Below are 17,914 nucleotides of genomic sequence, written 5' to 3'. Positions count from 1 at the left end.
ATTTTCTGTTTGTTGTCTCGCTTAGCATTACGTTGATACCTGAACCGTCATTGCAAGGAAATTGAATAGCAATTGACGAAGCAATCCAGTAAAAAATTCTGTAAATCAGATTTTTTTTATTATTTTTCTAGATTGCCGCGTCGCTTCGCTCCTCGCAATGACGATTTGGCATCCATACAACAATGCTATAAAAAGCATTTTTCGTTCCACGTAGCATCTAGTAGATCAAACCGCAATACTTAAGCACTTGCAATTTCTTTAACATTAACGATTTTATGATTTCGCTTAGTTAAAAATTCTACTCTACCTTCTATCAAAGCGAATATTGTATGATCTTTGCCGAGTCCTACATTTGTTCCAGGATGAATTTTTGTGCCGCGTTGTCTGACTATAATATTACCGGGTATTACATATTGTCCATCGGCTTTTTTAACTCCCAGCCTTCGACCGGCTGAGTCTCTTCCGTTCCTAGAACTACCACCGGCTTTTTTGGTTGCCATTTTATAATTCCTTTTAAGTTATTATTATTGTTTGGTAATATCTAATATTTTTAATTCCGTCAGTTCTTGACGATGACCGGCTTTACGACGATAATTTTTTCTACGCTTTTTCTTAAAGACTATAATTTTATTATCTTTAAGTTGGTTAGTAATTTCAGCCGTAACGACAGCTCCTTTAACTATTGGAGTACCAATAAAAGAAGGCTTTGAGTATTCGCCAATCATTAAAATTTGATCAAACTGAATTTTAGAGCCAAGTTCTCCATCAATTTTTTCGACTTTAATAATACTATTTCTGTCTACTTTATATTGTTTTCCACCTGCTTTTATAACTGCGAACATGAAAACTATCTCTTTAAAAATTTATAAATATTTGTTGTATCATATTATTATATTAGAAATTAGTCAATGATAATATTATGTTATGTCTATTAACACAAATATAATTGCGTATTGAGTTACCACAGCAAATATTGCGGCTAATAAATCATCAAGCATAACGCCGATACTGCCTTTAATATTTTTATCAAACCAATTAATAGGCCATGGTTTTAATATATCAAAAAACCGGAATAGACAAAAAGGTAATATGAAAAGTAATATAATATTTATTGTTAGCGGACTAAAATATTTAATTAAATGCGATTCGTTAGCAAATAAAGCAGAAAAAAATACTAAAACGATAGTTAGCATTTGCCCTACTACTTCATCAATTACCACTTCTTTGGGGTCTTCTGAATTTGTATAATTTAAATATATTTTAGTAAAATAAGTGCCGAGTATTAAGAATATCAAACATAGGCTAAAGCTTATAATAAATATACTGACAAGTTGAGCTTCACCGAGAGTAAGACTTGAGAAAGGAATGATTATTTTGTTATTAACAGTAAAATATATTAAGAAGTAAGTTAGAGGGAAAGCGGCAATCGAACCAAAAGTGCCTGGACAGTATTTTATTTTCCCTATATAAAAAAAAGTAGCAAAAAATTCTGAAATTTGTTTTTTAGTAAACATTTCTTTAATTGTTTTATCCTAGATTAGAGCTATAATATCTTATATAATAAAATTTTAACTTATACAGCAAAAATATCATGGGAATGAGCTTTAGCCATTTATTAATAGTTTTATTAATTATTTTTGTATTATTCGGTGCTGGTAAATTACCTCAAGTTATGTCCGATTTAGCCAAAGGTCTTAAAGCTTTTAAAGACGGCATGAAAGATGATGGTAGTGACAACGATAAAAATAAATAATTAACTTGATGTCAGCCTCAGTGGATACCAAATCCGTCATTGCGAGGAGCGAAGCGACGTGGCAATCCAGTAAAAAATTCTGTAAATCAGAATTTTTTACTGGATTGCCACGTCGCTTCGCTCCTCGCAATGACGATTCCGCCACACAACAACGCCCTAATTCCCTGAAACAGTAGAATATACACCATTCTCTTTCCTGATAATGTCATACCGTCTCTGTGCTACTCCATCGATGAAATGAATATTACCGGATAAACCTATATAAGGTTGTCTACTGTTCATTCTATTTAAAAACCTTTCAGATGCAAATTCATTGCCTATATAGTTTGCAGTCATGCGTCCTAAATCATAAGAAAGAAGATGCATGAAGCCCATATGGTTAATACCTAAGTCTTTTGCCCTATCGGGAACGTTGCTATTGAGTAAATTTAAAGAACCGGTAAAGCTAATATCGATATTTTCAGGATAATCGATATCAATACGATTATCACCAATTAAAATAGCTTTTTTATCTAAATTATATTTACGAATGCTATCGGCAAGTAGGTTTAAATTTTTTGGATCATCTGATAGATAAATAACCGGTTTTGTTGTATCGCTACGCTCATTTATAATATCGGTATTGTCTGAAATATTTCTTGCGGCTTTTGCTATAGATTCAGGATTATCCTCATAGAATTCGGTGCGTGATAATGATGCATTTTTCTGAATCAATATATTTTGCATTACTTGACTAATAGTCTGTGAATGTTTCCCTTTAGGTAATAAAGCCATAAAATCTTTATGGTCGTTACTTGCGTAATAATTGATGATGCGTATCAGTTGTTTTAAAGGTGCATGACCGAATACAAATAATTTATCTTCTGCAAGAGCCGGGTTATTTGACATGGTTATTATAATAATATCATTTGCCTTTGCTTTTTCGGCTATTAGAGAGGTAAAGTTAGAATATAGAGGACCTAAAATAATCTTAGTTTTACGTGCTACTATTTTATCCATAGCGGCTAAAACATTTTTTTCATCTGAACCGTCGTAAGAAGTAACATGTATGTAAGATTTAATCCCGTCGTTAAGTCCCATTTTAATTAAATCTTTATATTGTTTCCCGATAATACTATCAGGACCCTGATTTGACATTAAAATTGCAATCTCAATTTCTTTTTGTTCTTTTTTAGGAAAACTTATAGGTTCTTCTTTAGGAGTTTGACAGGACGTTAAATATATCAAGCAAAAAAATGATAGAACGATTCGTAGTTTATGTTTTATACTAGCCATAATATTACTTAAAATTTAAAAATTATGATTAGACATCTTTCCAAACCAGCTTATAGAGAGGGATTTAAAGGAGACACGGAACACAGCACCGCAGCGTATATAGACATACGTGAGGATTCGAGTACCGGATCGACGTCTAAATTACCTCTAGAAGCGAAGTTTGGAAAGATGTCTTTAAAGCCGGGATTATATATTGTTTCAACACCGATCGGTAATTTTGAAGATATAACGCTTCGTGCTATATCGACTTTAAAAAATTCGGATATTATCTTATGCGAGGATACTAGAATATCACAAAAATTGCTAGCAAAACATGACATTCATACAAAATTACAAATTTATAATGATCATAGTGACGAGAAAGATAGAGAAAATATCATAAGTTTAATAAAATCGGGCAATATAATAAGCTTAATTTCTGATGCAGGGACTCCTTTAATTTCCGATCCCGGCTATAAGTTAGTTAGAGGTTTGCGTATTCTTAATTGTCATATGGACGTAGTACCAGGGGTATCTGCACCGGTTACTGCTCTAACTTTATCAGCTCTTCCTACTGATCGATTTTTATTTCACGGGTTTTTACCTAAAACTATAGAAAGTAAGAAAAAAATTTTTTCTGAATTAGTAAATCTTAAGGCTACATTGATTTTTTTTGAAACCGCTCCTCGTTTGATAAACACCTTATCGGTAGCTAAGGAAATACTAGGAAACCGAGAAATATGTGTAGCTCGTGAGTTAACTAAACTGTATCAGGAAGTAAAAACAGGGGATATAGATGAAATAATAGAGTTCTATCAAAATAATATTTTAAAAGGTGAGATAGTATTGTTGATTTCAGGAAATATACAAGAACAAAACCAACAAAAAAAATTAGAAAAATTTATAGAACTTTGCTTAAGTAAAAACTTAAGTAGCAAAACCACTACCGAACTTGCTTATGACAAATTCAAAGATGTTTATAGTAAGAAAGAAATATATAGATTAGTAAATGAGAGTAAGTAGAGTAAGCGTCATTACGAGCAGGCATTGTTGTGTGGACCGGCTTTCTGTCATTGCGAGGAAATTACATAGCAATTGACGAAGCAATCCAGTAAAAAATTCTGTAAATCAGAATTTTTTTTATTATTTTTCTAGATTGCCGCGTCGCTTCACTCCTCGCAATGACATAAGTGTACTAATGACAGCCGCAGCCTTTTTTAGACTTATTTCTTTCTGCCGAGTCCTCAATTTTTTTACCAGCTGCCTGCATATCTTGACCTGCACCTTGCATTGTATTACAAGCACTTGTTAAGAAAGCTACAGCTACTAATATAGAAGTTATAAGTGCTGAACGCATAAATTTACCTTTATCAAATTAAGCTTAGATATTATGAAGTAAGCAAGAAATTGTCAACTTAAAATGTATTAATATAATACTCACAATACTCTTTAATAGGGCAGATATCGCAATCGGGTTTTCTAGCTTTGCAAATATATCTACCGTGCAGAATTAGCAAGTGATGGGCATGAGTTAACCATTTCTCATTAATAATTTGCATTAGCTCTTTTTCTACTATTTCAGGACTATTACCTTTAGCAAGTCCAATCCTTTTGGCTACTCTAAAAACATGCGTATCAACTGCCATTGTTGGCATACCAAATAAGCAGTTTAGTACAACATTGGCAGTTTTTCTGCCGACACCGGGCAGTTTAATTAATTCCTTAAAATCATTTGGTACTGAAGCTTGATAATTGCTTATCAATATTTTACATAATGCGATAATATTTTTTGCTTTGCTGTTAAATAGTCCGATAGATTTTATATATTTTTTAAGCCCGTCTTCGCCGAGTTCTAAAATTTTTTCCGGTGTATCATAAGTTTCAAATAAAGATTTAGTTGCTAAATTTACTGATATATCGGTGGCTTGAGCAGATAATATTACCGCTACTAATAAGGTGAAATCATTCTTATATATTAATTCGGTTTTCGGACTTGGATTATTCTTGCTAAAAATCTCAAAAATTTTATTAACTATTTGTGCTTGCATGATGTATTATGAAGAGTATATTTTAGAGAATAATATTTATATCAGGTTTTGAATGACGGAAAATAAAAATTTTGAATTTATAGAAAATGAAATAAAAAATAATAAAGTAGTGCTGTTCATGAAAGGTACTAAGGAAGCTCCAATGTGCGGCTTTTCTGCTAAAGTAGTAGCTATTTTGAATAAATTAGGTGTAGAGTTTCGTGATATTAATGTATTTGTTAATCCGGAATTTCTTGAAGATTTAAAAAAATTTAGCGATTGGCCAACATTCCCACAATTATACATTAAAGGGGAATTAGTCGGCGGTTGTGATATTGCAACGGAGCTATACAATAATGGCGAGCTTGAGAAGATGTTAAGAGAGTAAATGTGTCATTCCTGCTTTCGGGTCTTGTTGTATGGATTGTTTTATGTTATTCCCGCGTAGGCTGGAATCCAGAAAAAAAATATAAATACAGCAAATTTTTGAAATTAAAAGCTCGATTTATCTCGCTTTACACTAGATTCCCGCCTACGCGGGAATAACATCGAGTAGTTTTTCTGATCCATGCAACAAAGCCCTGCTTTCGCAGGAATGACATATAAAATTAATGTTTAAAACAAAAACCATGAGCAAATATTTAGAATACCCAGAAGTAGAAAGCAACCGGCAGCCGCCGAAGAAGCTATTAGTATTACTGCACGGTGTTGGTTCAGACGGACATGATTTAATAGGACTTGTGCCTTATATCAAAAATGATTTACCCAATTATCATTTTATTTCCCCGCATGGTATCGAGGCTTATGATATGATGCCTTACGGTAGGCAATGGTTTAGCTTGCAAGACCGCAGTCCGCATATTATTGCAAAACTAATTGCGAATAATATTTCTAAACTTGAAGATATAATAAAGCAAAAGCAAGAAGAGCTAAATCTAACCAACAAAGATACTATCATTATCGGTTTTTCTCAAGGTACGATGATTGGTTTATATTTAACTCTGATTCAACGAGAACCGTTTTTTTGTACTATAGGTTTTTCTGGTGCATTAATTCCACCTATGGAAGTTAATAATAAGCTTACCCCTATATGTTTAATTCATGGGGAATTAGATGAGGTGGTCGGTGTTAGTGAGATGTATAATGCTTCAAACTATTTATCTAAGCTTCATATAGAGCATAGCGGACATAAATTAACTTCTCTTGCTCACTCAATAGATGGACGGGGGCTTGAGATTGCGATTAATTTCATAAACACATGTCATACCGCGACTTGATCGCGGTATCCAGTCTTTTTTATTTTTTTGGATACCGTGGTCAAGCCACGGTATGACAATAAGAGCGTTGAAGCATGCAACAAAACCAAAACATATGAGGATGAATGAATATTTTTAATAATAATTTACACGAAATGGATAAAGAAATTAATGAAATAATAAAGTATGAAAAGGCACGTCAAAATAGCGTAATTGAGCTTATTGCATCAGAGAATTTCGTAAGCCCCGCAGTGCTTGAAGCTCAAGGATCGATTCTGACTAATAAATATGCTGAAGGATATTCCAGCAAACGTTTTTATAACGGTTGTGAGGAAGTCGATAAAGCTGAGAATTTAGCTATAGAGCGAGTAAAAAAACTCTTTAACTGCAAATATGCAAACGTGCAACCTCATTCAGGCTCACAAGCAAACCAAGCCGTGTATCTTGCTTTATTACAGCCTGGTGATACAATTCTTGGTATGTCTTTAGATAGCGGCGGGCATCTAACGCACGGTGCAGCCCCGAATATGTCCGGTAAATGGTTTAACGCCGTTTCTTATAGCGTAAATAAAGAGACTTATTTAATCGATTATGATGAGATTGAATGCTTAGCGGATTTGCATAAACCAAAATTACTTATAGCCGGTTTTTCTGCTTATCCTCGTAGTATTGATTTTGCCAAATTTAGAGAAATAGCGGATAAAGTAGGAGCTTACTTTATGGCAGATATTGCTCATATTGCAGGACTTGTTGCCACAGGCGAGCATCAAAGCCCTATTCCTTACGCTCATATTGTTACCTCTACCACTCACAAAACGCTCCGAGGACCACGAGGCGGTTTAATTTTATCTAATGACGAAGAGATAGGTAAAAAAATAAATTCTGCGTTATTTCCAGGCCTACAAGGCGGTCCGTTAATGCATATAATCGCTGCAAAAGCCGTAGCTTTTTTAGAAAATTTGCAGCCTGAATATAAAAGCTATATTAAGCAGGTAATAAGTAATGCTAAAGCTTTAGCAAGTAGCTTGCAAGGAAGAGGATATGATATATTAACAGGCGGTACCGATAATCATATTGTTTTAGTAGATTTGCGTAAAGACGGGATTACCGGAAAGCTGGCTGCTAATTCTTTAGATAGAGCAAGGATTACATGTAATAAGAATGCTATCCCGTTTGATGAAACTTCGCCTTTTATCACTTCAGGTATTCGTCTTGGCACTCCGGCATGCACTACTAGAGGATTTAAAGAAAAGGATTTTGTATTAGTCGGTCATATGGTAGCAGATATTTTAGACGGCTTAAAAAATAATGAAGATAATGGTAAAGCCGAGCAAAAAGTACTAACTGAAGTAACAAAACTAATTAAATTATTTCCGTTTTATGACTAATTTAAATAAACGACCTGATTGGATAAAAGTAAAAGCTCCTAATTCTGCGGAATATTATAATACAAAAGATTTAATAAAGAATCTGAAATTAAATACTGTGTGCGAGGAAGCTGCTTGTCCTAATATCGGTGAGTGCTGGTCAAAAAAACATGCAACCGTGATGATTTTAGGTTCGGTTTGTACTAGAGCCTGTAGGTTTTGTAATGTCAAAACCGGTAGACCGGATTTACTTGACCCGCATGAGCCGCAAAGGTTAGCAGAAGCGGTACAAAAGTTAAATCTTAAGCATGTAGTAATTACTTCCGTCGATCGTGATGATCTTGATGATGGCGGAGCTACGCACTTTGCACAGTGTATTAGCGAAATTAGAAAATCATCTCCAAATACTACTATTGAGATTCTAACTCCTGATTTTTTAAGAAAAGAAGGAGCAGCTGAAATAATAGCTAATTCAAAGCCTGACGTCTTTAATCATAATGTCGAAACAGTCCCGTCTTTATACAAAACGATTAGACCAGGGGCTAGATATTATAATTCTTTAAGCTTACTTCACAATATCAAAAAATTATCTCCTGAAATTTTTACAAAATCCGGTATGATGGTAGGGCTTGGAGAAGAAATAAGTGAAGTAATACAAGTTATGGATGATTTAAGAGAAGCAAAGGTTGATTTCCTAACTATCGGGCAGTATCTGCAACCTACCAAAAATCATGCTGAGGTCGCAAAATATGTTACTCCCGAAGAGTTTAAATATCTAGAGCGAGTAGCAAAAACAAAAGGATTCTTGATGGTTTCGGCAAGCCCGCTAACCCGTTCTTCATACCATGCCGATGAGGATTTTCAAAAATTAAAAGAGAATTACCGGCAGCGTCATTGCGAGGAGGCATTGCCCGCGTGAATCAATTTCACCTCTGTCATCCTGTGGCTTGACCTATAGTACCGAACAATTTTTAAAAAACTCTCGATGTCATCCCTGTGAAAGCAGGGATCCATGCTAAAAAAACCTTGATTTCAAAGATTTTTTTATTAGATAATTTTTTTTCAAATAAAGCTTTTTTAAAGCTCGATTTATCTCGCTTTATTTTGGATTCCTGCTTCTGCAGGAATGACATAAAGTGAAAATTGTCCGGTACTATAGGTCAAGCCACGGGGTGACAGTGAAAAGTACTGGATTCCCGCTTTTGCGAGAATGACATTGATGTGATAGGATTAAGAAATGATAAACATAGAAATAGCTAAAAACTACAACAAATGGCGTGAGCATAAGCAGATAAATAAGAGTTTAATCAAAAAAATAACTCAAAATATTTTATTGCGGTTTGATAATTTTAGTAAAATAAAACAATTTGAATTATCAATTTTACTAACAAATACTGCAGAAATATTGACCTTAAACAAACAATTTCGTAATATAGAAAAAGCTACTAACGTTCTTTCTTTTCCAAGCAACGAATTAAATTGGCAGGATTTATATTCTAAACTTGAATTTTTAGGCGACTCTGATTATATGTATTTAGGTGATATAGCATTTTGTTATGAGGTAATATATAATGAATCGTGCGAGCAGCAAAAAAATTTTGAGAATCATTTTATTCATCTTTTAATACATAGTATTTTACACTTAATTGGGTTTGATCATCAAAATGACACAGAAGCAAATATTATGGAAAATCTAGAAATTGAAATATTATCATATTTCGGTATTTCTTCCCCTTATTAACTAAATAAAAAAATTTATGTTAAAATCTTCAAAAAAAGAAGATTCTAGTAAAAAAAATCAAAATAATAAGTTAATTTTTACTGTACGAAAATTATTCTCTCCGATAAAAATTTTTTTTAGAAAAACAAAAACGCCTGATAATTTTTTTGGTGTCATAAAACGCCTTAAAATTAATAGCCAAAAAATGACTTTAGACGAGCGTAATATTTTAGCTAATTTATTGGAGCTAGAAGATAAAACTATTGAAGATATAATGGTACCGCGTTCCGATATTGCGGCAATAAAATTAAGTACGAATCTAGAAGAATTAAGTGAGTCTATTAAGTTAGAAGTTCCACATACACGAACTCTTATATATGACGGTACTTTAGACAATATAGTAGGGTTCATTCATATCAAGGATTTGTTTAAAGCATTGGCTACAAAGCAAAACGGTCGTTTAAAAAAGCTTATACGTAAGCATATAATTGCAGCTCCTTCTATGAAATTATTAGATTTGCTAGCAAAAATGCGTCGTGAGAGAACACATATTGCAATAGTTATTGATGAGTATGGCGGTACTGACGGTTTAGTTACTATTGAAGATCTTATAGAAGAAATAGTAGGGCGAATTGATGATGAGCATGATCAGCAATTAGATAGCGATAATTTCAAGGTTATTAATAACTCAACAATTATTTCAAATGCACGTGTTGAAGTAGAAGTGCTTGAAGAAATAATAGGAGAAAAGCTAAAAAATGATGATGATGAGTTTGATACGATAGGAGGACTCGTATTGACTAGAGTCGGTAGTGTTCCGGCTATCGGTACTAGAATAGATATTTCAGAAAATATTGAAATTGAAGTTACGGACACAACTCCTCGTTCTTTAAAACAAGTCAAAATTAGATTAAAAAACGGCTTGAATAGTAATAAAATTTAATCTTAAATAAATATGAATTTATAGGTTATCTGTAAAGTTATTTTAATTAATAATTAAAGAGATTTTATAGCGGAAATTATAAGTTTTTTATAGAAATAGCTGTTCCTATTTTAAAAAAACTTATAATTTGCAGCAAAAAAGAATTTAATTTATTTATTATATTTCAGCTTGTGCTTCATTTCCTATCAGTTCCATCGGACTTTCTTGCGAAGTTGCTTCCGTATAATGCTCATATGCTAGAATAGCTCCCATTGTTGCTACTACACCGGCACCACATTTGAGAATAAAAGCTGGAGATTTAAGTAAATCACCTGCTATCACATAAATTCCAACAGCACACGCTCCTACTACTGCAAGCTTACCATACCAAGGGGTTGTATTATCGTTTACTATATCATTGATTATTTCTTTAAGCATAAATATAAATCTATTAATTAATATTAAATTTTAGAAGTATAATATATAACTAAATATTAATTAATTGTCAATGATAATTACCACGAAACATGGTAAAATGTAATTTTATAACATTATTTTTGTTTGACTTAGCAGAGAAATTTGAGTTAAATATCGAAGCTCTATACATAAAAATTATCGTTATGAATGAATTACATATTAAATTACAAAATTACAGTAGCACATATCCTGAAGAAATTGTTACAAAAACAAAAATGCTTGAATTTTTAAATAAATATGACAACCCTTTTAGCCGAGATTTACAAATAGGGCATTTCACTGCTTCAGCTTTTTTACTTAATAATGATAAAACGAAATTTTTATTGATGCACCATAGAAAGCTTGATAAATGGCTTCAACCAGGCGGTCATTGTGATGGAGATAGTAATATATTAAATGTAGCGGTTAAAGAAGCTATAGAAGAATCCGGAATTAATGAGATTAAAACGATAAATAAGGAAATTTTTGATATAGACACCCATTATATTCCGCAAACTCATAAGGAGCCTGCTCATTATCACTATGATGTACGATTTTTACTAAAAACAGTAGATAATGATAATTTTATAAAAAACAACGAATCGAATGAACTTAAATGGTTTAACTTTTCTGATTATTCAAAATTAGATATTGAGCTAGAACGTTCCGTTACTAGAATGATAGAAAAGTTTATGAAAATTAACCATCCTGCTTGTTAAATATAAATTATTTCTCTATAATGGCATTTTTTAAATAAAATATAAATCAAATGCCATTATCTAGAATTTTTTCATTCCGTAGTAAGAATAAGGAAACTAACACTCCAAAAAACCTCAAAATTACGCATCTAAAGCCAATTTAATGAGAGTGGAAATGCAAACTCTCTAGCCGGCGAAGTTGTTACTATTAAACTTAATGATCAGTCTCATAATTTATAAAGAGTGAAAAAGTTGTTCTAACTTCATTTAAACCGCCTTCTTCTCAAAGTAAAGACGAATTTGATCCTATCTTAAAAGATGTTGAAAATATTTTAAAGGATTTTGAGATTTTCTTAGATAATATAGATACTAAAGCTTTAGGAGAGATTGATTCATAGTAAAATCGATAGTTTTATGTAGGCTCTCAATGTCATTCCTGCTTGGATACTGAAGGTCGTCATTGCGAGGAGCGAAGCTTTGCTGCAATCCAGGAAATAATTAAAAAAATTCTGTAAATAAGAGTTTTTAACTGGATTGCTTCGTCAATTATTTCGTAATTTCCTCGCAATGACGGATAAACAGGTCCAAGCAACAACGTCTTACTGCTTCCGTAGGAATGACAATCATTATACTATTTTTTGATATTCAAAATATATTTTCCTTACTGCATAAATCCACGCTAAGCATACAAAAGTAAATACTACCATTAGAATCGGTGAAATTGAGGTAAAAGTAGCAGTCGGAACTAAGGTAAAGATAATAGATTGTACAAGACCGCTAGAGGATTTGCCGACTTTCGCACTTATTACGTCAACCGCTGCTTTGCCTTTGGTTTTAAGTTCATCATCAAGCGGTATATATAACATTTCTCTAGAAGTATCCCATATAGAATATTTAGTACCTTTAGCTAAAATATTTTGAATACCGCCGATTGAAACGGCAAGAGCAAGCGGTGACATTAAAATTGCTCCATCAAATAATGATAAAATTTGTTGATCAAATACGATAAGTATAAAGAACAAAATGCCGGTCACCATTATTATAACTGGTGAAATAACTGCTGCTACAAACCAGTTGTGCATACGCATAACGTTATTACCGATGATGGTCATAACCATTATTGCAACGCCTGTCCACAGTATATACAGACTGTTAAATTCAGCATAGGTATTTACAGTCGGATATAATTCCTTAATTTTTGCTTTCCATACGGCTTCGACTAAGTTAATAGCAAATCCGAAAGCTGCCGAACAAATTAAAAGTAGCCATAAATATTTTGATTCCGCAATATATTTAAAGCTTTTAATCAGTCCCATACGTTCTGAAGTTGATCTACCGCTTTTTGCTTTAGCATAAAATAACGGATTAGTAAAAACGTTCTTGCTAATAAACCTAACTAACACACAACAAACAATAGCAACAATTGCTACAATTGTCGTGGATACTTGAACTAAAGTGATTTTACTATCCGAAATACTCATAAACTTCTTAATAATAGTATCTTCCGATGATAGATTCATCATTAAAAAGCCGACTAATATTAAAGAAGAATTGCCAAATAGCGAAAAGAGGGTATAAAATCTTTTTGCTTCTTCGGTAGTAGTAAGTTCATTAGCAAACTGCCAAAATAATAATACGTAAAAAATATTAGGCCAAAGCTCGGCAAGGCTATAATATACTATATAACCCCAATTACCTACTAATGAGATATACCACTTAAAATGAGGATAGCGTCCCATCCAGTCAGCTAAATTATCGGGATGTACGTGAAAAATATGGATATTAGGATAGATTACAAAAGCAAATAAAACAAAAAAGCTGATGAAAAATGCACTTAAATAATAAAAGATCTTCTCAAAAGTAAGATGATTAATCATTTTAGCATAAATAATCACAAATAAGGCCGCTGCGGGCGTAACGCAGTAAACTTTAGCAAAACCTGCTATTTCTGCACTAATCTCGGAGATTAAAATACTGTCTTTTAAAATCCGTAAAATATTTTGATTGAATAGAATGCAAAACATTAAGGCACTCATCGGAATAAACTTTCCGAGTTCGTAATTATGCACAGGCCAAAATGCCGCTCTGAATTTTCTTTTAAACGATCGTGACGGTGAGGTACTTAGCATTATAAAGCCCTAAGGACAAAAAAAAAACTTAAGCACTTTAGGCTTTATGAAAATATATTTACAGGTAGCATCTGAAAGATGGTATACTGTTTATTACACTCTGAAGGTGCTGAAACTTATATAATGTATTTAGTCTTTTGTCAAGGATTATTAACATAAAATAATATATTTACAATGCAAAGTAACGATAAATATCAAGAATATTTTGATCTCTATAATAATTATATAAGGACCCATAATTTAGGTAATAAATATTTAGAATCCGGTAAAATAGTAATGCAAACAGAGCATTATAGGGTGTTGTATTACTCGGTGTCATCCCGTGGCTTGTCCACAGGATCCAGTAATAAAAAATACAAAAAGCTCGATTTATCTCGCTTTATGTTAGATCCCGTGGACAAGCCACGGGATGACACTACTTTCCTAATCATTCCTTCTATCTTCAACTCACCGGAAATATTTTTTTTAGCTCGTGACAAAAATTTTATTGAAAATTTGAGAAGCTATGGTGCAGTTTATTTAATAGATTGGCTAGAGATTGAGGAACCTAAATATTTACTAGATGACTATGTGCATAAAATAATTGAAGTAATAGATAGTTTGAAAATTAAGGACATTAATTTAATAGGTCATTGTATCGGTGGTAACCTTGCGATAGCTGCAAAAATACTTATGCCTAAATTTATAAAAACTCTGACTTTACTTACCTGTCCGTGGGATTTTTCTCATTTTTTCTATATAAGAATGTTGAATCGATATTTAAAACTAGATAGCGGCATAGAAAATTTACCGATAATTCCTAAAATTCATATACAGATTTTATTTTTTCTTTTATTCCCTGATTATTTTAATGCTAAATTAAAAAAATTTTTCTCTATAACTTCCTATAAGGAGCAAGAATTAGCGTTTAGAATAGAACATTGGCTTATGTCGGGTAATAATATATCTAAAGGGGTTTATAATCAAATTATGCAAAATATATTAGATGAAAATATGTTTATAAATCTTAAATGGAAAATCGATAATTTTATTATTGATCCGAGTTTAATTGATTATCCTGTATATATAGTAGCAGCTGAAGATGATCAAATAGTGCCTAAATCTTCCATTTTATCTTTGCAAAAATTATTAAAAAACTCTAAACTTATAGAGGTAAAAGGCGGACATATTAGCTATTTGATAAATGATAAACTAACAGATTTATTTAAGGAGTACACATTATGACAAAACCGGTTTATATAACTCATGCGAAAAGGACGGCTTTCGGCTCGTTTATGGGTAGCCTTAGTACAACAGCTGCACCTATGCTTGCTGCTCATTTAATAAAGGATATACTGCAAAATAGCAAAATCAATCCTGCTTTGGTAAATGAGGTAATACTTGGACAAGTAATAACAGGTGGTAGCGGGCAGAATCCGGCAAGGCAAACTCTGATTCATGCGGGGATACCGAAAGAAGTGCCTGGCTATACGATTAATAAAGTATGCGGCTCAGGTCTTAAAAGCGTAGCACTTGCAGCAAATTCGATTATGACTGGTGATAATGAAATAGTTATAGCAGGTGGGCAGGAGAATATGTCGCTCGGTATGCACGGTAGCTATATCAAAGCAGGAGCTAAATTCGGCGATATTAAAATGGTTGATCTAATGCAGTATGACGGACTAACTGATGTATTTTCAGGAGTATTTATGGGAATTACTGCCGAAAATATCTCAAAACAGTTTAATATTAGCAGACAAGAGCAGGACGAATTCGCCTTAAGCTCTCATAAAAAAGCAGCTAAAGCACAGCTAGCAGGAATTTTTAAAGATGAAATCTTACCTATTGAAGTAACGATTAAAAAAACTACTAGTTTGTTTGAACATGATGAAACGGTAAGACCTGATACCAGCCTTGAAATCTTAAGTAAATTACGTCCTGCTTTTGATAAAAACGGTGTAGTTACTGCCGGTAATGCTTCCTCAATTAATGACGGTGCGGCATGTCTTATGGTAGTTTCCGAAGAAGCTTTGAAAAAGCATAATTTGATGCCGCTAGCTCGGATTGTTTCTTATGCTTCAGCCGGTGTTGATCCAAGTATTATGGGTACTGCCCCCGTTCCTGCCTCCCAAAAGGCTTTAAGTAAAGCAGGTTGGATCGTTAATGATTTGGAAGTTATCGAGGTTAATGAGGCGTTTGCTGCTCAAAGTATTTATGTAAACCATGAAATGAAATGGGATATAGATAAGGTTAACATAAATGGCGGTGCAATAGCAATCGGGCATCCGATCGGGGCAAGCGGCGGACGAGTTCTTATAACTCTGATACACAGCTTGCGAAGAGCTAAAGCTAAAAAAGGCTTAGTCACTTTATGTATCGGTGGCGGTATGGGTATGGCTATGTGTGTTGAATCGGTTTAAATGTGCATTTAATCGCCAGCGAATTATTTAATAATTCGCTATTCATATATTTTATTATGCACGTTAAAGAGGAAGGCTATATTCATCTGAATTGACTATAGTTCATTGTAATATATATCCGATCTAATATCTCTACAACCTAATAATGCATCGTTACAGTGTGTTATTGTACTTATAAACTCATGAAATGTAGAAAAATTAGAGAATGCCTCCGGTTCATAACTCTCCCAATAATTTTCTGCTTCTTCTATATTATTACAAACACACTTTAGCTTTTGACCAAAATATTTAGTAATATTCCCTAAATTTTTTGCCCAACTCCATACCATAAAATAGTTAGGATTAAAATCAGTAGGATCTATAGAGGAGTTAGTTTAAAATGCTTCAATAAATTAGAAAAGTTATTTATGAGTTTATGAGAGGCTAACGCTTCATTGGGTACGTAATTCTCATCATCAAATTTATGAAATATTTTTAATCTTTTTAGGCATATAGGTATCTCTTTTGCAAGTTCCACATAACGAGAAGATGGAAATTGTGTATTATAAAAGGTATAAGTTTGATTGATTTTAAGCCATTCCTGGTCATTATTTATTATTTGTGCATCTTCATTGAATATGCATCATTCCCATCAATTAAACAAGACCATATATAACTTAAGGTAGTTAGTTGCATGCTTGGTAACCAGTTTATAGGATTCCAAGAAGACCAAATGCTAGACACTATATATTTAATAATTTCCTTATTATTTTGCATTTATTATATCCTGTTTGGGTTAAGGAAATATATTAAATGAATTTGTAAAAGATAATAAAGTTTTATTAAAAATCATTAATAATTTGGCGATAATTGTGTTAATTATACACATCTTTATATGCTGTAAATAGTAACATTAAAAAGTTGTTTACTTCTTCTAGTTTCATACTTAGGATATTTCTATTTTAAGTATAAACTTCTTTTTATGTACAATCAATCCGATGAACAAATCAAATCTATTTTAGATGTATGGAAGATTATTGAACTTTCTACTCCTCCTAAAAATAAAACTTTAAATAGTTACTTCGCTTATGCACAAAAACATACTACTCAGCAAAAAGAGTTTTATAAAGAAATTAATAAAAAAGACTCTCTTTTTCTGTTACAAGATGCACCTTTTGAAAAATTTAATAAGGAAAAATTAAAAGCAGAATTACCGGATTATGACATATGTGTTCATTGGCATCTATATCTTAGTTATTTAAATTGGACTGAAGCTGAAATTGCTATTGAAGAAAAAATCAATGAATTATTTAATGTAAAACCTAAAATTTTGTATGGCTCTAAGAACCGCAAAACCCTGTATTAACTCCGGTCGTTGCACTAACGCTTGATGAAGATATGAATCTTATAGATAACTCAATGGTTATATCTACCGGTGCTTATGTTCTAGGTAAAGTTGTACGAGTAGGGTTTTCAGAAAATGATTTTGAAGATTTGATTGAGTTTGAAGATAATAGTGCTGCATTAATAGTAAATGCATTAAAAGATTCTTTCGACAAAACCGGTCAACAAAAGAAATTTAATTTAGAAAGAGTTAATTATATTGCTAATTTTATAATTAGTGAATTAAAGATCGATGGGAAATTTTTACTCAGTAATCCTGAAATATGCGTTAGAAAAATAACTTATAGAAAACTTAGGAAAAATGAAAAAACTAAAAATGCTTATACTAATCAAACAGTAACAGATAATAATTTAAAAGAAGATACTAAAAAGGAATTAGGTTGGGCTCCTGCCTCGGCTTTAGAAATGTTTAATAGTTTTTTTCTAAAACCTCTTGATTTAGTACGCAATAATATTGATAAATTTACTGCAAATTCTCCAATTACTAAGGAAGTGTTGAGAGATAAGGAATTAAGCAGAGAATTACAGGACTTTATCTACATATGTAGTA

25 protein-coding genes and 2 pseudogenes are annotated in these 17,914 nt (G+C 32.5%); 16 read left to right on the top strand and 11 right to left on the bottom strand.

The window, feature by feature from the left end:
* Positions 1–239: 239 nt before the first annotated feature.
* The 3 genes from rpmA to SB78_RS02250 all read right to left on the bottom strand — a co-directional run bounded on the left by rpmA (position 240) and on the right by SB78_RS02250 (position 1,514).
* Entirely contained in the window at positions 240–500 is a 261-nt protein-coding gene (gene rpmA / locus SB78_RS02260; protein ID WP_011271503.1) for a 50S ribosomal protein L27, read from the bottom strand.
* A 24-nt stretch (positions 501–524) separates the two neighbouring features.
* The gene (rplU, locus tag SB78_RS02255; protein ID WP_004997480.1) at positions 525–842 is read right to left on the bottom strand and encodes a 50S ribosomal protein L21; all 318 of its coding nucleotides are present in this window, start codon (positions 840–842) and stop codon (positions 525–527) included.
* A 75-nt stretch (positions 843–917) separates the two neighbouring features.
* Positions 918–1,514 carry a phosphatidylglycerophosphatase A family protein gene (locus SB78_RS02250; RefSeq protein ID WP_041078272.1) on the bottom strand — a complete coding sequence of 199 codons (597 nt, stop codon included), beginning with the start codon at positions 1,512–1,514 and terminating at the stop codon, positions 918–920.
* 77 nt (positions 1,515–1,591) lie between these two features.
* On the opposite strand from SB78_RS02250, the gene tatA reads away from it, so the two are divergent.
* Together tatA and SB78_RS09625 are read left to right on the top strand one after the other, a co-directional pair.
* On the top strand, positions 1,592–1,753 hold the full coding sequence (tatA, locus tag SB78_RS02245) for a twin-arginine translocase TatA (protein ID WP_004997483.1): 162 nt from the start codon (positions 1,592–1,594) through the stop codon (positions 1,751–1,753).
* Positions 1,754–1,761: 8 nt separating this feature from the next.
* The gene (locus SB78_RS09625; protein ID WP_158510087.1) at positions 1,762–1,929 is read left to right on the top strand and encodes a hypothetical protein; all 168 of its coding nucleotides are present in this window, start codon (positions 1,762–1,764) and stop codon (positions 1,927–1,929) included.
* Here the strand turns inward: SB78_RS09625 and SB78_RS02240 are convergent.
* Positions 1,910–3,028 carry a penicillin-binding protein activator gene (locus tag SB78_RS02240; protein ID WP_041078268.1) on the bottom strand — a complete coding sequence of 373 codons (1,119 nt, stop codon included), beginning with the start codon at positions 3,026–3,028 and terminating at the stop codon, positions 1,910–1,912. The two genes, SB78_RS09625 and SB78_RS02240, sit on opposite strands and share 20 nt — an antisense overlap.
* An 18-nt stretch (positions 3,029–3,046) precedes the next feature.
* On the opposite strand from SB78_RS02240, the pseudogene SB78_RS11925 reads away from it, so the two are divergent.
* Both SB78_RS11925 and rsmI read left to right on the top strand, forming a co-directional pair.
* Positions 3,047–3,205 (top strand): annotated as a pseudogene (locus SB78_RS11925) (palindromic element RPE1 domain-containing protein); the annotation flags it as partial.
* On the top strand, positions 3,197–4,030 hold the full coding sequence (gene rsmI / locus SB78_RS02235) for a 16S rRNA (cytidine(1402)-2'-O)-methyltransferase (protein ID WP_041078301.1): 834 nt from the start codon (positions 3,197–3,199) through the stop codon (positions 4,028–4,030). The pseudogene SB78_RS11925 and the gene rsmI, both read left to right, overlap by 9 nt.
* 172 nt (positions 4,031–4,202) lie before the next feature.
* Here the strand turns inward: rsmI and SB78_RS02230 are convergent, their stop codons facing one another.
* Together SB78_RS02230 and nth are read right to left on the bottom strand one after the other, a co-directional pair.
* Positions 4,203–4,364, bottom strand: coding sequence for an entericidin A/B family lipoprotein (locus tag SB78_RS02230; protein WP_041078266.1), 162 nt, complete (start codon positions 4,362–4,364; stop codon positions 4,203–4,205).
* 58 nt (positions 4,365–4,422) lie between these two features.
* A complete protein-coding gene (gene nth / locus SB78_RS02225; protein WP_041078264.1) occupies positions 4,423–5,055 on the bottom strand; it encodes an endonuclease III in 633 nt (210 codons plus the stop codon).
* Positions 5,056–5,107: 52 nt separating this feature from the next.
* On the opposite strand from nth, the gene grxD reads away from it, so the two are divergent.
* The 5 genes from grxD (at position 5,108) to lipA (ending at position 8,576) form a co-directional block, all read left to right on the top strand.
* Positions 5,108–5,422, top strand: a complete 315-nt coding sequence (grxD, locus tag SB78_RS02220; RefSeq protein WP_041078262.1) for a Grx4 family monothiol glutaredoxin — start codon at positions 5,108–5,110, stop codon at positions 5,420–5,422.
* Positions 5,423–5,424: 2 nt separating this feature from the next.
* On the top strand, positions 5,425–5,580 hold the full coding sequence (locus tag SB78_RS09985; protein WP_199402709.1) for a hypothetical protein: 156 nt from the start codon (positions 5,425–5,427) through the stop codon (positions 5,578–5,580).
* Between the two features lie 83 nt (positions 5,581–5,663).
* Entirely contained in the window at positions 5,664–6,311 is a 648-nt protein-coding gene (locus SB78_RS02215) for an alpha/beta hydrolase family protein (protein WP_041078260.1), read from the top strand.
* Between the two features lie 104 nt (positions 6,312–6,415).
* Entirely contained in the window at positions 6,416–7,678 is a 1,263-nt protein-coding gene (glyA, locus tag SB78_RS02210; protein WP_041078258.1) for a serine hydroxymethyltransferase, read from the top strand.
* Positions 7,671–8,576, top strand: coding sequence for a lipoyl synthase (lipA, locus tag SB78_RS02205; protein ID WP_041078256.1), 906 nt, complete (start codon positions 7,671–7,673; stop codon positions 8,574–8,576). The genes glyA and lipA overlap by 8 nt, the downstream gene beginning before the upstream one ends.
* Before the next feature lie 52 nt (positions 8,577–8,628).
* Here lipA and SB78_RS09980 read toward each other — a convergent pair whose 3' ends face one another.
* Positions 8,629–8,790, bottom strand: a complete 162-nt coding sequence (locus tag SB78_RS09980) for a hypothetical protein (RefSeq protein WP_199402707.1) — start codon at positions 8,788–8,790, stop codon at positions 8,629–8,631.
* Between the two features lie 104 nt (positions 8,791–8,894).
* Here SB78_RS09980 and ybeY point away from each other — a divergent pair, with 104 nt between their 5' ends.
* Positions 8,895–9,398 (top strand): rRNA maturation RNase YbeY, encoded by a 504-nt coding sequence (gene ybeY / locus SB78_RS02200; RefSeq protein ID WP_041078254.1) that lies wholly within the window; start codon positions 8,895–8,897, stop codon positions 9,396–9,398.
* Positions 9,399–9,414: 16 nt separating this feature from the next.
* Complete coding sequence (gene tlyC, locus SB78_RS02195) at positions 9,415–10,320, top strand: hemolysin C (protein WP_041078252.1); 906 nt, start codon at positions 9,415–9,417, stop codon at positions 10,318–10,320.
* Between the two features lie 156 nt (positions 10,321–10,476).
* Here tlyC and SB78_RS02190 read toward each other — a convergent pair whose 3' ends face one another.
* Positions 10,477–10,737: a hypothetical protein gene (locus SB78_RS02190; RefSeq protein WP_052458467.1), complete on the bottom strand. Its 261-nt coding sequence runs from the start codon at positions 10,735–10,737 to the stop codon at positions 10,477–10,479.
* A gap of 305 nt (positions 10,738–11,042) precedes the next feature.
* Between SB78_RS02190 and SB78_RS02185 the strand changes: the two genes are divergently transcribed.
* Positions 11,043–11,474, top strand: a complete 432-nt coding sequence (locus SB78_RS02185) for an NUDIX hydrolase (RefSeq protein ID WP_277361001.1) — start codon at positions 11,043–11,045, stop codon at positions 11,472–11,474.
* 605 nt (positions 11,475–12,079) lie between these two features.
* Here the strand turns inward: SB78_RS02185 and tlc5 are convergent.
* Entirely contained in the window at positions 12,080–13,582 is a 1,503-nt protein-coding gene (gene tlc5 / locus SB78_RS02180; protein WP_041078250.1) for a GTP/GDP exchange transporter Tlc5, read from the bottom strand.
* A 174-nt stretch (positions 13,583–13,756) separates the two neighbouring features.
* On the opposite strand from tlc5, the gene SB78_RS02175 reads away from it, so the two are divergent.
* Positions 13,757–14,806 (top strand): alpha/beta fold hydrolase, encoded by a 1,050-nt coding sequence (locus tag SB78_RS02175; protein ID WP_041078248.1) that lies wholly within the window; start codon positions 13,757–13,759, stop codon positions 14,804–14,806.
* Positions 14,803–15,981, top strand: a complete 1,179-nt coding sequence (locus tag SB78_RS02170; RefSeq protein WP_041078246.1) for an acetyl-CoA C-acetyltransferase — start codon at positions 14,803–14,805, stop codon at positions 15,979–15,981. Before SB78_RS02175 ends, SB78_RS02170 begins: the two co-directional genes overlap by 4 nt.
* 95 nt (positions 15,982–16,076) lie before the next feature.
* Here the strand turns inward: SB78_RS02170 and SB78_RS10660 are convergent, their stop codons facing one another.
* Together SB78_RS10660 and SB78_RS09620 are read right to left on the bottom strand one after the other, a co-directional pair.
* The gene (locus SB78_RS10660; RefSeq protein WP_241773674.1) at positions 16,077–16,310 is read right to left on the bottom strand and encodes a hypothetical protein; all 234 of its coding nucleotides are present in this window, start codon (positions 16,308–16,310) and stop codon (positions 16,077–16,079) included.
* Positions 16,311–16,575: 265 nt separating this feature from the next.
* Entirely contained in the window at positions 16,576–16,737 is a 162-nt protein-coding gene (locus SB78_RS09620; RefSeq protein WP_158510086.1) for a hypothetical protein, read from the bottom strand.
* A 205-nt stretch (positions 16,738–16,942) separates the two neighbouring features.
* Here SB78_RS09620 and SB78_RS02160 point away from each other — a divergent pair, with 205 nt between their 5' ends.
* Entirely contained in the window at positions 16,943–17,326 is a 384-nt protein-coding gene (locus tag SB78_RS02160) for a hypothetical protein (protein WP_052458466.1), read from the top strand.
* 32 nt (positions 17,327–17,358) lie between these two features.
* Positions 17,359–17,914 (top strand): annotated as a pseudogene (locus SB78_RS02155) (hypothetical protein); the annotation flags it as partial.

This window comes from Rickettsia asembonensis, from assembly GCF_000828125.2.
Classification (GTDB): Bacteria; Pseudomonadota; Alphaproteobacteria; order Rickettsiales; family Rickettsiaceae; genus Rickettsia; species Rickettsia asembonensis.
Note: the sequence above shows the minus strand (reverse complement) of the source record. Positions and strands in the feature narration are given on the sequence as shown.

Excerpts from the sequence above, each read along its gene's own strand:
- rpmA (WP_011271503.1), bottom strand. The coding sequence starts at position 500 with ATGGCAACCAAAAAAGCCGGTGGTAGTTCTAGGAACGGAAGAGACTCA.
- rplU (WP_004997480.1), bottom strand. The coding sequence starts at position 842 with ATGTTCGCAGTTATAAAAGCAGGTGGAAAACAATATAAAGTAGACAGA.
- SB78_RS02250 (WP_041078272.1), bottom strand. The coding sequence starts at position 1,514 with ATGTTTACTAAAAAACAAATTTCAGAATTTTTTGCTACTTTTTTTTAT.
- tatA (WP_004997483.1), top strand. The coding sequence starts at position 1,592 with ATGGGAATGAGCTTTAGCCATTTATTAATAGTTTTATTAATTATTTTT.
- SB78_RS09625 (WP_158510087.1), top strand. The coding sequence starts at position 1,762 with ATGTCAGCCTCAGTGGATACCAAATCCGTCATTGCGAGGAGCGAAGCG.
- SB78_RS02240 (WP_041078268.1), bottom strand. The coding sequence starts at position 3,028 with ATGGCTAGTATAAAACATAAACTACGAATCGTTCTATCATTTTTTTGC.
- rsmI (WP_041078301.1), top strand. The coding sequence starts at position 3,197 with ATGTCTTTAAAGCCGGGATTATATATTGTTTCAACACCGATCGGTAAT.
- SB78_RS02230 (WP_041078266.1), bottom strand. The coding sequence starts at position 4,364 with ATGCGTTCAGCACTTATAACTTCTATATTAGTAGCTGTAGCTTTCTTA.
- nth (WP_041078264.1), bottom strand. The coding sequence starts at position 5,055 with ATGCAAGCACAAATAGTTAATAAAATTTTTGAGATTTTTAGCAAGAAT.
- grxD (WP_041078262.1), top strand. The coding sequence starts at position 5,108 with ATGACGGAAAATAAAAATTTTGAATTTATAGAAAATGAAATAAAAAAT.
- SB78_RS02215 (WP_041078260.1), top strand. The coding sequence starts at position 5,664 with ATGAGCAAATATTTAGAATACCCAGAAGTAGAAAGCAACCGGCAGCCG.
- glyA (WP_041078258.1), top strand. The coding sequence starts at position 6,416 with ATGAATATTTTTAATAATAATTTACACGAAATGGATAAAGAAATTAAT.
- lipA (WP_041078256.1), top strand. The coding sequence starts at position 7,671 with ATGACTAATTTAAATAAACGACCTGATTGGATAAAAGTAAAAGCTCCT.
- SB78_RS09980 (WP_199402707.1), bottom strand. The coding sequence starts at position 8,790 with ATGTCATTCCTGCAGAAGCAGGAATCCAAAATAAAGCGAGATAAATCG.
- ybeY (WP_041078254.1), top strand. The coding sequence starts at position 8,895 with ATGATAAACATAGAAATAGCTAAAAACTACAACAAATGGCGTGAGCAT.
- tlyC (WP_041078252.1), top strand. The coding sequence starts at position 9,415 with ATGTTAAAATCTTCAAAAAAAGAAGATTCTAGTAAAAAAAATCAAAAT.
- SB78_RS02190 (WP_052458467.1), bottom strand. The coding sequence starts at position 10,737 with ATGCTTAAAGAAATAATCAATGATATAGTAAACGATAATACAACCCCT.
- tlc5 (WP_041078250.1), bottom strand. The coding sequence starts at position 13,582 with ATGCTAAGTACCTCACCGTCACGATCGTTTAAAAGAAAATTCAGAGCG.
- SB78_RS02175 (WP_041078248.1), top strand. The coding sequence starts at position 13,757 with ATGCAAAGTAACGATAAATATCAAGAATATTTTGATCTCTATAATAAT.
- SB78_RS02170 (WP_041078246.1), top strand. The coding sequence starts at position 14,803 with ATGACAAAACCGGTTTATATAACTCATGCGAAAAGGACGGCTTTCGGC.
- SB78_RS10660 (WP_241773674.1), bottom strand. The coding sequence starts at position 16,310 with ATGGTATGGAGTTGGGCAAAAAATTTAGGGAATATTACTAAATATTTT.
- SB78_RS09620 (WP_158510086.1), bottom strand. The coding sequence starts at position 16,737 with ATGCAAAATAATAAGGAAATTATTAAATATATAGTGTCTAGCATTTGG.
- SB78_RS02160 (WP_052458466.1), top strand. The coding sequence starts at position 16,943 with ATGTACAATCAATCCGATGAACAAATCAAATCTATTTTAGATGTATGG.